Genomic DNA, 12,796 nt, shown 5'->3' on the forward strand with positions numbered 1-12,796 from the left:
GCCCTTAGCTCTCGTCGAGTCGCCAGGCAGCCGCGATGCCTCCTTGTGCGCTCCATCCGTAGCGATCAAGCTGTTCGGCTTCCGCGGTACGGCCGAGCTCGTGCAGGCTGATCACGGCGAGGTGCGCGGCCAGTTCACTGCCTGCCGCGACAGCGCGTTCGCACCAGGAGAAGGCCTCGGCCCACCGGTCTTCGTCCGCGAGTCGTTGGGCACCCCACATCAGGGCACTGGCATCGCCGGCTGCAGCGGCCTCTTCAGCCCATGCCAATGCTTTGTCCACCTCGCCTGCATCCGCCAGGCGTCTGGCCGTGGCCAAGGGCTGGGCTTCTGCCTTGGCGGCAGCACGTGCTGCCCATTCGGAGACCTCGCCGAGCTGACGGATGGGTGTGGGTCGGTCGTGCTTCGGCGGGCTGGTATCGGCGGATCCCGCTGTGGGAGCTCGTGGGGCCTGGGTCGAGGCGTCCTGGGGCTCGCCCGCTCTCGCCATCTCCTCGAATGCCAGTCGGAGACCCCCTGTGGGCCCTGCTTCCTCGGCGCGCTCCACCCAGGACCGTGCTTCGTCCATACGTTCGGCATCCCATAGCCGTTCGGCCGCGGCCGCGTAGGCGTCGGTGTCACCAGATGTGGCGGCCCGCTGGAACCAGGAAAGTGCTTCTGTCAGCCGACCGTTGTCCGCCAGCGCCCCGGCTGCGGCCAGCAAGCTGTCGGTGTCCCCTCCCGCTGCGGCGCGTTCGAACCAGGGCAGGGCGGCATCGATCCGTCCTGCCTCGGCCAAGGTCTCGGCGATCCGCCAATTGGCCTGTGCGGAGTCGATTCCCGGGCTGAGTTGGTACCACTGCGGCACCTCGTCCAGTCGGCCCGCGCGTGCCAACTCCTTGGCGGCCAAGGGGGCGGCCTGGGTATCCCCAGCTCTGTGTGCTTGCTCGAGCCACGGTATGGCTTCGTTCAGGCGGCCCGAGTCTATGAGCAATTGGGCGATCTTCCTGTGCTCGCCGGCCTTGGCCCACAATCGGCAGGCTGTCTCTGTGAGCCCACGGGCGGCTGCTGCCGAGGCGAGGTCCCGTGCGGCTTCGCCCTCGCAGTGCCATATGGCAGCCTTCCAGAACAGTGGAGGGATGGGTTGCGCCCGTCGCGCGGCTCGGAAGTGGTCTACGAGGAAGTCGGCGAGCCTGTACGTCTGGCCACATGCGGCAGACGGAGAGCCGACGGAGCCACGAGGGCGTTTCTGGCGGTGCAGCGGGCCGCGTGCTCCCTTCACCGGTCTGGTGAGCTGCGTCAAGGCCTGTTCGACCCAGTCCTCTGGCAGCAGATCCCATTCGGTGTCGGTGAGGTAGGCCTCGGCTGCCGTGGCCAGAAAGGGGAGGGGGAGGCCGAGCGGGTGGCCTAGCCGGCGGGCGTCGATCGCCGCGTCGAGGAGGGCCCTTGGCCCGGGGGAGGCTTCGCTGTGTAGGGCGACCAACTCGAATCCCGCGGCCAGGTACTGAGTGACCATGCCGTCGTGAGCGGCGCGTGCGGCTGTGGCCAGCCGCGGGTCATTCGACCTGCTGATCTCCTCAATCTGGGAAGGAGTGAAAGCCGTGGGGACGTGTAGGTCTCGCCCGGCGAGCAGGACTCGGGCCTGTCCGTATGGGTCCTTGTGTCCGGGTGGACGACGCGGCGGTACTGGTCCGTCTGGGCCCGTGCCGCCCGGCTGAGGGGTCTCCCGCAAGTCGTCGAAGTATCCGGGGCCAGGCCAGATGGTGCCCAGGATCAGGACCGGAGCCCGGGTGGAGTCGGCCAGCAGGGTGCGCAGTCCAGCAGCGATCGGCTCGCCATGCTGGGGGTCCAGCAGATAGTGGTGAGCTTCGTTGAGCCAGACAACGGTCTTCGGGCCAACCCTGTGGAGGTCAGCGAGAGCAGCCTGGCGCCGATCAGGGTCGATGGGATGCCACAACCGCCAGCCGTCCGGAAGCTGCTGGATGGCTTCGAAGCAGGCACGGGTCTTCCCCGACGATGACGTGCCAACCAGCATCACCAGCCGGCTGTTGCCCGCGATGGCTTCGGCCACGATGCGCCGCAATTCGACGTCGTGGCCGCGCTCCACATAGGTCGGCAGGCCGACAGCCCCTCGCACGGTGATCGCGTGATGGACCTCCAGGTCGTAGGGATCAATATCGCTCACCGGGCGGCCGAGCGGCTCGGCAAGCTGTATCTGCGTCCATAGTGCAGCGGCCTCTCGGGCAGCCTGCTGAGTGTTGCCGCCCACCATGCGCGTCAGGGCGGTGATCAAAGCGACGATGTCCGCCTGCTTCGCGGGTGCTGTCGGGTCCCCAATGATGCGGTTGATCGTGTCCCGAGCAGGACTGGCGGTGAGTTTGTCATCGGCGGCGATCGCTCTCGCCATGGTGTCCAGAGTGGGCGCGCCAGCCGCGACGTAGGCCTTGTAGATCAGCTTCTTGAGCGTGCGCAGCGGCCCTGGTGGCACCACGGGCCGGGCAATCAGCCTGCGTGCGCCCGTGGGCCTGCTGTCTCCCACCCCCGCTCCGTCGCGTTTCATCGCACCATCGTGCCCATGTGGCACCCGATACGTCTCTGAACTGGGCGATCTCCGGCGCTGATGGGGAAGTCGTCGCAACTCGGAAGGGCGTGTCGGCAGGCTGTGACGGTGGAGAGCAAGCCGGCTGGCCGCCCTATCCGCCACAAGGTCAGGACACCACCATGCCCCGTACCCGTACGAACCGCCGGGCTGACAACGATGTGTGTCACGTAATCCTCGGCGCCGCTGTCTCCGGCCTCATCCGCTTCATCCTGGACCAGCTGTCCGGTCTTCTCTGACTGATGTCATCCCGCGCGTGCACTGCACGCGCGGGGTTTGCACGTCGCCATGGGGGATCCGCATCCGGTTCTGAACATGCGCCCTGCGACCTCAGGGCCGGCGACGCCTAAGACGCCATTTCACTTGGTGGGTCTGCGGTGGCATATGAGGGTCGCTGCGATGGCGGTGAAGGCGAGGGAGTGCTCCGGCTTGCGCTCGTAGCGGCGGTGAAGGCGTCGGCAGCCGGACAGCCAGGACACGGTCCGCTCCACGAGCCAGCGGTGCCGGCCCAGGCGCCGGGATGAATCGACTCCCTTACGGGCGAGACGGTGCCGGATGCCGCGGAGCAGGGGGGTGAGGGCCTGGCTGTCGTGGAGGTTGGCAGCGGAGATGCCGACCGACAGGGGCAGCCTGGCGGTCCACGATGAGGTGGATTTTCGAACCCTCTTGCCGCGGCCGGTCGGATTCGGTCCTGTCAGCTGCCCCCTTTGAGCACCCGGACGCTGACAGAGTCGATCGCGCACCGCGACCGGTCGAGCTCACCCCGGGCGCCGAGTTCGTCCAGGACCAGGCGCTGGGGCTTGGGTTCCAGGTGCAGCCCGAGGTGGCCACGAAGACGATCGCGGCCAGCACCTCGCGGTCCCCTCGCCGGCGGTGCCCTCCACCCTGCGGGCGAACCGGTGCCTGCGGCACCACTCGATGGAACAACGTCCACAGCTCTTCCGGTGCCATCCGCTCGACAAGCGCAGCAGTCATCACCCCGGACTGTCGCAAGATCACGCCAACTGAAATGGCGTCTAAGCGGCTTTGGCCAAGTCCACTGCTGATCGCTGAACCCCCTGTGCCTTGGCGGGTGAGTGTCTGGGCGATGGATGCGCCGTGATAGGGATTCAGGCATGCGCATCCTCCTTCCGCTGCCGGACCGGGACTTCGATGTCACCGAGGTCGCCGTTCCCTGGCGGCTGCTGCGCGACGCCGGACACGAGGTGGTGTTTGCCACCGAGCGCGGCGGCCGGCCCCCGCAGGCCGACCCGCTGCTGCTCACCGGTGTGCTCTTCGGGCAGCTCGGCGCGGAGCCGGAGCCGAAGGAGTTCTACCGTGAACTCACCGGCGAGGCCGCCTTCCGGGCTCCGCTCGCCTGGGACGCCGTGGAACCGCAGGAGTACGACGGGCTGCTCCTGTCCGGCGGGCACGCGCCCGGGATGCGGCAGTATCTCGGCTCCCGCACCCTGCAGGCGAAGGTCGCCCGTTTCTGGGCCACCGGCAGGCCGGTGGGTGCCATCTGCCACGGCGTCCTCGTGCTCGCCCGCAGCGTCGATCCGGCCACGGGCCGCAGCGTCATCGCCGGCCGGCGCACCACCTGCCTGCCCAAGTACATGGAGCGCAGCGCCTATTACCTGACCGCGTGGCGGCGTGGCCGCTACTACCGGACGTATCCGGCCTACGTCCAGGACGAGGTGGTTGCCGCGCTCGACGACCCCGCGGACTTCGAGCGGGGGCCGGTCGAACTGCGGCGGCGCGGTACGGCCACCGACGACACCCCGGCCTTCGTCGTCGAGGACGGCCGGTACCTGTCCGCCCGCTGGCCCGGTGACGCCTACCTCTTCGCCCGGCGCTTCGCCGCCCTACTGGAATAGTCCGCGTCCGCTGGCAAGGTCTTGCCGAGAGAGCGATGGGTGGACGGGCTCATGGGCGCAGATGGGCCAGGATCCCGTCGCTCACGGGGTAGGGACGTTCACGGGGCAGGAGCTGCCGTGCGGCGTCCAGGTCTCCGTCTCTTACATGCGCGTGGATCGTGCGGGCGAGCGATGTGACGTCGGTGATGGAGACGGTCCACTCATCGGCGTAGAGGCGTGCGGCTTCGCCGGCGAGGCCGAGCTGGAGCGATCGGTGGCCAAGCGGCTGAAGGTGCAGGTCGCGTTCGGGGTCCCATTGCACCCGGGCCGGAGCCCGCTTCAACTCGCGCTTCCACGCGGCGCGGTCGGCGTGAAGCTCATGCTCGTAGTGGGACAGGCAGGCGTGTTCCAGTGCCCACTCGAAGCCGTCGCGGGAGATCTCGACGGCGAGGACGGTCTCCTGTGCTTCTTTGGTGCCCCACCCGCAGCGGTACATCATCCACAGGAACGACGGCTTGATCCACGTCATCCGGTCCCGCTGCCACACCGCCGGGAAACGGCCCTCCCGCGCCGCCGGCAGGCCTATTTCCGGGGCGTACGCCTGGTAGACAGTGACTGTGGAGTCCGTGTGCAGGGCTCGGATCTGGTGTTTGGGTTCTGCCACGGGGACCAGGGTGGCCACACCGTTCCGTACGCGCCATCGAATTTTGTCGCCGTGGAGCTTGGCGGGTCGTCGGGTCTCCCACTCGTCGCTGCGGACAAGGCCGGCATCCGTGCGGCACGCTCGACCCCCGGAACGGCCGAACGTCAACTGGTCACCGCGTCTCCGGATCAGCGGCCCAGTGCGCGCCGGGGCAGCGGGGAGGAGTAGACGACGCTGGTGGTCACCGAGCCCAGTGCGCCGATCTTCCCGGAGACCTCCTCCAGGTGCGCCATGGACCGGGCGGCGACCTTGATGACGAAGCAGTCGTCGCCCGTCACACGGTGCGCCTCCAGGATCTCGGGCGTGGCGGCCACCAGGTCGTGAAACGGCTTGTAGTTGCCGTTCGGGTACCGCAGCCGTACGAACGCCAGGATCGCCAGTCCGAGCCGCTCGGGGTCGACGACCGCCGCGTACCCCTGGATCACGCCCGCGTCCTCCAGCCGCCGGACCCGTTCGGTGACGGCACTGGGCGACATGGAGACGGCGCGCGCCAGCTCGGCGTAACTGGCCCGTCCGTTCCGCTGGAGGACCTCGAGAATGCGCCAGTCGGTGGTGTCCGGGGAATACACGGTCATCCGGGATGAATAGCAGGGGAATCCCGGCCGGGACAAGGGGGAGACCGTGGATTTCCACTTCAGGCGGCCGGGTCCGGCGCCGTAGATTTCCCGTCATGATCACCAATTCCTCTGGGCACGCCGTGACCTCCGAGAACCCCGTCCTGCGCGTCGCCCCCGCCCCGCCCGCCGAGGCCGCCGCCCACTTCCGGGCGAGCCTGGCCTTCCACGCCGACGTCTCCGACGTGGCCGCCGCGCTCGCGGCCGACGGCGATCCCGGCTTCGTCGTCGTGGACTCCCGCTCCACCGCGTCCTGGGACCAGGGCCACATCCCCGGCGCGATCCACCTGCCCACCGCGCTCATCCCCGAGCAGGCCGAGCAGCTCCTCGACAGGTCCGTGCCCGTGGTGACGTACTGCTGGGGCCCCGGCTGCAACGGCGCGACCCGTGCCGCCCTCGCCCTCGCCGAACTCGGCTACCAGGTCAAGGAGATGCTCGGTGGCTTCGAGTACTGGGCGCGCGAGGGCTTCGCCCACGAGACCTGGCAGGGCACCGCGCGGCGCGACCCGGACCCGCTGACGGCGCCCGTCGAAGGCGAGTGCGGCTGCTGACCCGCGCCCGTGTAGGTTCTCTGCCCATGGCTCGATACGCGGATCCAGGCGCGCTGGAGTGGGTGGAATCGGGCGGCGGCCCGCTGATAGCCGTCCCGGAGACGGTGCTGCCGTTCTGGGCGGGCGCCGACAGCGAGGAACTCGACACCGACTACGACCGGGCGTGCGAGGTCGACGGATACGTCGGTCTGCTTCCGGTCGGCGACAGCGCGGCGCTGGTGTTCGGTGACGAACCCGCCTCCACCTCCTTCCTGCCGGACCACGCCGCCTTCGTACGCTGGTCCGCCGCGAACTCCGAGGCAGAACTGCTCGCCCACGTCCCCGCCGCCCTCGACGCGGCGGTGTGGGGGAGCGAGGTGCGCTGGCGGGTGCCCGGCCCGGTGCTGCTGTTCGACTCGGCATGGCCGGGCCGGGAGGCCGACCGCACCGAGCACCTCCGGGTGCCGCTGGAGGCGGGCACGTACGCGGTGCGGGCCGCGTACGTGCAGCCGGGGCCGGAGACCTGGGTCGGACTGGTCCAGCTCAGCCGCGTCGGGCACTGACCGAGGTCAGCGCACCCCGTCGAAGGCGACGTTCAGATGCCGGGGACCTCGCAGCACCGCGTTCTGGCGGTACGGCGGCGGGTCCTCGACCAGACGGGGATTCTCCAGCCGCCGGGCCAGTTCGGCCAGGGCGATCTGGGCCTCCAGCCGGGCCAGCGGAGCGCCGAAGCAGCTGTGGATACCGCTGCCGAACCCGAGGTGCTGGATGTCCTGGCGGTCCGGGTCGAAGCGGTCGGGGTCCGTGAACCGCTCGGGGTCCCGGTTGCCCGCGGCCAGGACGAGCCAGATGCGGGAACCCTTGGGAATGGTCACCCCGCGCACCTCGATGTCGGCGATGCAGGTGCGCTGTGGCAGGAGTTGCACCGGCGGCTCGTAGCGCAGCAGCTCCTCCACGATCCTCACCGACAGGCCGGGATCGCCGCGCAGCCGCTCCAGGACCTCCGGGTGGCGCAGCAGTGTGAGCATGCCGTTGGCGATGAGGTTGACGGTCGTCTCGTGGCCGGCGATGAGCAGCAGCACCGCCGTGCTGAGCACTTCCATCGTCGTCATGGCGCCGTCCGGACCCGTGCTGTCCACCAGGTCGGACAGCATGTCGTCGCGAGGTTCCTTGGCGCGCTGCTCCACCAGCCCGTTCAGGTACATGCCGAGCTGCAACCGTGCCTCCTGCGCGGTCCGCTCGGATTCGGCGCTCGTGCGCGTGTCGGGGTCCAGACCGGCGACGATCGGGTCGACCCAGGCACGGAAGCGGGGCTCGTCCTCGCGCGGCACACCGAGCAGCCGGCAGATCATGGTCACCGGGAAGGGATAGGCGAACTGGTCGACCAGGTCGATCTGCCGCGCGTCCCCGAAGCCGTCGATCAGCCCGGTGACGAGCTCACCCAGTCCGCCCCGCATGTTCTCGATCCGGCGCGGCCGGTGCGGTGGCCCGAAGGACCTGTTGGCGATCCTCCGCAGCCGGTCGTGCTCCGGCGGGTCGAGCCGGATGAAGCTGGGAGGCAGTCCCGTCGCCTCCGGCCCGGACAGCTCGTCGTCCCGGCCGGCCGCCAGGTTCGAGGCGTCGGAGCTGATCCGCGGGTCGTGGAGCAGGGCCTCGATGTCGTAGTACGAGCTGATGACGTAGGGGCCGTCCTCCTCCTCGTGGAGCACCGGCGTCTTACGGAGTTCCTCGTAGAGCGGATACGGGTTGGCGCGGTTCGCGAAGTCGGTGATCTGGCGCAACATCGAGGCGTGCGGCATGGCAGGTCCTTGAAGCGTCGGGGCCGGACGGAGGTCAGTGGCGGGCGGGGTGGAAGACCAGCTGCTGGTCGGCCGGTGAGTAGCCGCTGAGGGTCACCATGGGGCCGTGGGTCGGCAGGGACGGGTCGGGGAAGTCGGCGTCCACCGGCTGCCGGCCCTCGGGCCGCCGGTCCACCGTCGCGAACTCCACCGGAAACGGCGCGCCCCGCTCGATCTGCCGCGCGTAGAACTCCAGCCACCGGGTGTTGTCGAAGGTCACGGCGGCCACGATCCGGCCCTTGTAGCCGTACACGCCGGCGAACCGGCGCTCGGCGAGCGAACCCTGAGTGATCATGATCTGCTCGCCCATCGGCGGCACGCCGACCGACTTGATGTTCACGCCGAACATCGAGGACCAGAAGGCGGGCATCCACAGGTGCGGTCGACGGTCGGCGCCGTGGCAGATCATGTTGTGCGCGGCCGTCTCCGCCTGGGCGACCGCGTTGCCCCAGTGTTCCAGCGAGAGGAACTGGTAGCCGAACAGCGCGTGCGGGGAGCGCGCGACGTCACCGGCCACGAAGACGTCGTCCGTGACGATGCCCCGGAAGTCGAAGGCACGGCAGCCCGCGTCACAGGCGATGCCCCGGGGACCGGCGCCCAGCCCCGATCCGGTCAGCCAGTCGGTGTTGCGCACCGAGCCCAGCGAGACCACGACCACGTCCGCCTCGACGACACTCTCGTCGGACAGGTGGACGGCCCGCACCCGGCCGGCCGAGTCGCCCTCCAGCCCCGTCACCGTGACGTGGGTGCGCAGATCGACGCCGTTCTCGAGCTGCAGGTCGGCGGCGACCGCGCCGATCACCCCGCCGAGCGCCCCCACCAGCGGGGCACCCGCACGCTCCGCCACGGTGACGGGCAGACCCATCTCCCGGCAGGCCGACGCGACCTCCGAACCGGCGAAGCCCGCGCCGATGATGAACACCCGGCGCGGCCCCGCCTGCAGCCGCTGGTACAGATCGGCCGCGTCGTCCCGCGTCCGCAGCAGACAGACGCCGTCCAGACGGGCCTCCTCCTCCTTCGGCCAGGGCCGGGCGCGGACGCCGGTCGCGATGAGCAGCCGGTCGTACTCCACCTCGTCGCCGTCGGCCAGCCGGACCCGCTTGGCCGTCAGGTCCAGACCGGTCGCCGGGACACCGAGCCGCCACTTGGCGTCGATCTCCCGGCGGTGCGGCAGTTCGGTGTGGCGCGGGGAGGCCATGCCCAGCAGGACGGACTTGGACAGCGGCGGCCGGTCGTACGGCTCGTACGGCTCGTCACCGATCAGGGTCAACTCGCCGGTGAAGCCCTCGGCGCGCAGGGTCTCGGCGGCCCGCAGACCCGCCAGCGAGGCGCCCACGATGACGATACGGCCCTCACGCCTGAGCCGGTCGACATGGTCAGCGGGCATCGGAAGCCTCCTGGGCGGACCCGGCCTCGGCCTCGGCCACCGTGCCGTCCAGCCCGTCCGCCGTGATCGCCTGCACCGGGCAGGCGGCGACCGCGCGGGCCAGCCGCTCCCGCTGCTCCTCGGGTGCGTGCGGGTTGTAGACCAGTGACTCCTCGCCGTGCATGGCGAAGACATCGGGAGCGAGGAACGCGCACTGGGCGTACCCCTGGCATTTGTTGAGATCGACGACGAGCCTCATCGACGCTCCGCCCTTCCGGTGGCCAGGTCCGGTGGCGCCGGCCGCTTCGCGCGGCATTACCGGACGGCGGTCATGTCCCGTCTGCCAGCATGAGTGCGGCGCGGCAACATCGCCCGTCGGGAAACCCCATTCGGGCTGCCCCCGGATCCGCTGGTCAGGGGGTCGCGGTGGTACGGGCGGCGGTGCGACCGCTCGCCAGGATGATGTGCACGCTGAGCACCAGCGACCACGCGGGGAAGACCAGCTCCGCCCAGGGCACGTTGGGCGAGCCGAGGAGCAGGGTGAGGGCGGTCAGGAAGCCCAGGACCGACAGCCAGCGGGGCAGGACGGCCAGCCGGTGGCCGATCACCGACATGGAGGAGACGAAGACGGCCGCCATCCGCGTGGCGTACTCCGTCATCAGCGTGTACGCGAGATGCCGTCCGAAGTCCCAGGTGGTCAGGGCCGACGCCGTGCCGGTCGGCGGTCCGACCGCGAGGAGGGACCGCGCGGCAGCGGCAGCGGCGAAGATCGTCGCGGTGAAGACGAGGCCGCTGCCGAGGAAGACGGTGGCGAGGAACCTGTCCTCGGCCGCGCCGACGTACGACCGCACCACGCCGATGAACCACAGGAAGAAGATGCCGGCGAACGGCACGAGCGCGAGGGCGGCACGCAGGGCGTTACGGCGCGCGGAGTCCGTGAAGTCCCCGGCGGTGACCGCGCCGGACCCTTCGGGGATACCCAGCCGGACGAGGACGATCGCCGCCGCGAACAGCAGCGCGAACACCACTCCCGCCAGCCCGGCGGCCCGCGGTGTCGTCAGTACCCGCTGCCCCTGCCCCTGCTGCATTCCGGCCCGCCTCCTCCGCATCGCCCGCGGCACCAGCTAGCCGCTGCGCGCTCGCGTGCGCCACCGGGGGACGGCCGGACGGCCGAGCGGGTGCCGTCCGGCGGCACAGCCGAGAGGAGACTCACCACCGGCGCGGTACGGTCACAGCGCCGAGGCTGCACGGTCACAGCGCCGAGGGTGTACGGCTATGACGCCGGACGTTGCGCGGCTGTGACGCGACGCTGCACCCCCACCACGCCGGACGCTGCACGCCACGACGCCGCCGGTCGGCCCGAGCCGCTCGTCCCGAGAGGCTTACCGCCGGGGGCGACGCCGGCCGGACCTCCGACGGCCGCGCCGGGGCCCGGATGCCGGTGCGGCGCGGGGCCGAGGCCCGGGGACGACGCCGGGTGCCGCCGGTCGTGTCCACCCGTCCCGCCCGGCGGCACCCGGCCCCGCCGCCCAGGACGGAGCGGCGTACGCTCCTGCCCTGGCCGGTGCCCACATGTCAACGGGCAAGACGGGCCGCGGCGTTGAGGCGGACCATCAGAGGCGGGCCAGTTCGTCGACCAGGTCGTCGAGGCCCAGCGAGCCCTGCGACAGCGCAGCCATGTGCCAGGCCTTCAGGTCGAACGCGTCGCCGTGCCGCTCGCGCGCCTTCTCGCGGCCCAGCAGCCACGCACGCTCGCCGAGCTTGTAGCCGATCGCCTGGCCCGGGATCGTCAGGTACCGGGTCAGCTCGCTCTCCACGAAGTCCGCCGGCCGGCTGCTGTGCGCACCGAAGAACTCCTGCGCCAGCTCCGGCGTCCACCGCTCACCGGGGTGGAACGGCGAGTCGGCGGGGATCTCCAGCTCCAGGTGCATGCCGATGTCGACGATCACCCGGGCCGCCCGCATCATCTGCGCGTCCAGATAGCCGAGCCGCTCCTCGGGATCGGTGAGGTAGCCCAGCTCGTCCATCAGCCGTTCCGCGTACAGCGCCCAGCCCTCGGCATTGGCGCTCACCCCGCCGACCGTCGCCTGGTAGCGCGAGAGGTTCTCGGCCACGTGCGCCCACTGCGCGAGCTGGAGGTGATGCCCGGGCACGCCCTCGTGGTACCAGGTGGACACCAGGTCGTACACCGGGAAGCGGGTGTGGCCCATCGTGGGCAGCCAGGTACGGCCGGGGCGGGAGAAGTCCTCCGACGGGGCCGTGTAGTAGGGGGCCGCCGCGCCGCCGGGCGGGGCGATGCGCGACTCCACCCTCTTCACCCGCTCGGCGAGTTCGAAGTGCGTGCCGTCCAGATCCTCGATGGCCTTCTCCATCAGGCCCTGCAGCCACTCCCGCACCTCCTCCACACCCTCGATGTGCCGGCCGTGCTCGTCGAGGTGAGCGAGCGCCACCCACGGGGTCTCGGCACCGGGCAGGATCTTCTCCGCCTCCTGCCGCATCTCGCTGAGGATCCGGTGGAACTCCGCCCAGCCGTACGCGTACGCCTCGTCCAGATCCAGATCGGTGCCGTTGAAGTAGCGGGACCAGCGCGCGTACCGCTCGCGGCCCACCGTGTTCGGGGCGTCCTGGATCGCCGGCGCGTACACGTCCCGCAGCCAGTCCCGCAGCTCCACCAGGGCGCGGGTCGCCGTGCGGGCCGCCTCGTCCAGCTCGGTGCGCAGCGCCTCGGGACCGGCGGCGGCGAAGTCCTCGTACCAGCCACGGCCCTTGCCGTCCGCGTCCGTCCATTCGGTGAGCTGCTGGATGTACGTCGCCGTCGGCCGGGGAGCGGCGAACAGCTTGCGGTCCAGGCCCAGTTGCAGCGACTCGCGGTAGCCTGCCAGCGCCCCCGGCACCGCGCGCAGCCGCTCGGCGATGGCCGCCCAGTCCTCCTCGGTCTGGGAGGGGGTGACCGTGAAGATGTCCCGCACCGAGTGGCCCGGCGTGTCCATGTTGCCGACCGCGCGCAGGTGCTCGTCCGCGTCGTGCACGGCCAGTTCGGCGGTCAGCCGCTCCCGCAGCAGCCGCCCGCAGCGCCGCTCCACGTCACTGTCCGCACCGGGCTGCCGCTCCGCCTCGTCCAGCTTCCCGAGGGTGGCCCGGGCCAGCTCCGCGAGGGCCTGCCGGCCCGCGGGCGAGTAGTCGGGCAGCCGGCTCGAACTCTCCGTCACACCGAGGTAGGTACCGGTCACGGGGTCCAGGGCGATGAGATCGTCCACGTACGCGTCGGCCACCTCACGGGGCAGCGGGCTCTTGGTATCAGACATGCGGCCCATCCTCGTACGCGGAGGATCACC

Annotated in this window: 11 protein-coding genes and 2 pseudogenes; 3 read left to right on the forward strand and 10 right to left on the reverse strand. The window is 70.7% G+C overall.

Annotation, left to right across the window (positions count from 1 at the left end; all coding sequences use genetic code 11):
* Positions 1-4: 4 nt before the first annotated feature.
* The 3 genes and pseudogenes from ACZ7HQ_RS15415 to ACZ7HQ_RS15425 form a co-directional block, all read right to left on the reverse strand.
* On the reverse strand, positions 5-2,536 hold the full coding sequence (locus ACZ7HQ_RS15415; protein WP_470989339.1) for a tetratricopeptide repeat protein: 2,532 nt from the start codon (positions 2,534-2,536) through the stop codon (positions 5-7).
* Positions 2,537-2,934: 398 nt separating this feature from the next.
* Positions 2,935-3,371, reverse strand: a pseudogene (locus ACZ7HQ_RS15420) (transposase); the annotation flags it as partial.
* An 8-nt stretch (positions 3,372-3,379) separates the two neighbouring features.
* Positions 3,380-3,550 (reverse strand): annotated as a pseudogene (locus ACZ7HQ_RS15425) (transposase); the annotation flags it as partial.
* Between the two features lie 140 nt (positions 3,551-3,690).
* On the opposite strand from ACZ7HQ_RS15425, the gene ACZ7HQ_RS15430 reads away from it, so the two are divergent.
* Positions 3,691-4,431, forward strand: a complete 741-nt coding sequence (locus ACZ7HQ_RS15430; protein ID WP_470989343.1) for a type 1 glutamine amidotransferase domain-containing protein — start codon at positions 3,691-3,693, stop codon at positions 4,429-4,431.
* A 49-nt stretch (positions 4,432-4,480) separates the two neighbouring features.
* Here ACZ7HQ_RS15430 and ACZ7HQ_RS15435 read toward each other — a convergent pair whose 3' ends face one another.
* Both ACZ7HQ_RS15435 and ACZ7HQ_RS15440 read right to left on the reverse strand, forming a co-directional pair.
* A complete protein-coding gene (locus ACZ7HQ_RS15435) occupies positions 4,481-5,074 on the reverse strand; it encodes a DUF4291 domain-containing protein (RefSeq protein WP_470989346.1) in 594 nt (197 codons plus the stop codon).
* A 167-nt stretch (positions 5,075-5,241) separates the two neighbouring features.
* A complete protein-coding gene (locus ACZ7HQ_RS15440; RefSeq protein ID WP_470989348.1) occupies positions 5,242-5,688 on the reverse strand; it encodes an Lrp/AsnC family transcriptional regulator in 447 nt (148 codons plus the stop codon).
* Between the two features lie 95 nt (positions 5,689-5,783).
* On the opposite strand from ACZ7HQ_RS15440, the gene ACZ7HQ_RS15445 reads away from it, so the two are divergent.
* Entirely contained in the window at positions 5,784-6,278 is a 495-nt protein-coding gene (locus ACZ7HQ_RS15445) for a rhodanese-like domain-containing protein (RefSeq protein ID WP_470989350.1), read from the forward strand.
* A 26-nt stretch (positions 6,279-6,304) separates the two neighbouring features.
* Complete coding sequence (locus ACZ7HQ_RS15450) at positions 6,305-6,820, forward strand: immunity 21 family protein (protein WP_470989353.1); 516 nt, start codon at positions 6,305-6,307, stop codon at positions 6,818-6,820.
* 6 nt (positions 6,821-6,826) lie between these two features.
* Here the strand turns inward: ACZ7HQ_RS15450 and ACZ7HQ_RS15455 are convergent, their stop codons facing one another.
* The 5 genes from ACZ7HQ_RS15455 to ACZ7HQ_RS15475 all read right to left on the reverse strand — a co-directional run bounded on the left by ACZ7HQ_RS15455 (position 6,827) and on the right by ACZ7HQ_RS15475 (position 12,766).
* Positions 6,827-8,056, reverse strand: a complete 1,230-nt coding sequence (locus ACZ7HQ_RS15455; RefSeq protein WP_470989355.1) for a cytochrome P450 — start codon at positions 8,054-8,056, stop codon at positions 6,827-6,829.
* 34 nt (positions 8,057-8,090) lie between these two features.
* Positions 8,091-9,482 carry an NAD(P)/FAD-dependent oxidoreductase gene (locus ACZ7HQ_RS15460; protein ID WP_470989358.1) on the reverse strand — a complete coding sequence of 464 codons (1,392 nt, stop codon included), beginning with the start codon at positions 9,480-9,482 and terminating at the stop codon, positions 8,091-8,093.
* Positions 9,472-9,720, reverse strand: coding sequence for a ferredoxin (locus ACZ7HQ_RS15465; protein ID WP_470989361.1), 249 nt, complete (start codon positions 9,718-9,720; stop codon positions 9,472-9,474). The genes ACZ7HQ_RS15460 and ACZ7HQ_RS15465 overlap by 11 nt, the downstream gene beginning before the upstream one ends.
* A gap of 154 nt (positions 9,721-9,874) precedes the next feature.
* Entirely contained in the window at positions 9,875-10,549 is a 675-nt protein-coding gene (locus tag ACZ7HQ_RS15470) for a hypothetical protein (protein ID WP_470989364.1), read from the reverse strand.
* A gap of 525 nt (positions 10,550-11,074) precedes the next feature.
* A complete protein-coding gene (locus ACZ7HQ_RS15475; RefSeq protein ID WP_470989367.1) occupies positions 11,075-12,766 on the reverse strand; it encodes a DUF885 domain-containing protein in 1,692 nt (563 codons plus the stop codon).
* Positions 12,767-12,796: the final 30 nt, after the last annotated feature.

Source organism: Streptomyces sp. NPDC037290 (genome assembly GCF_055603245.1).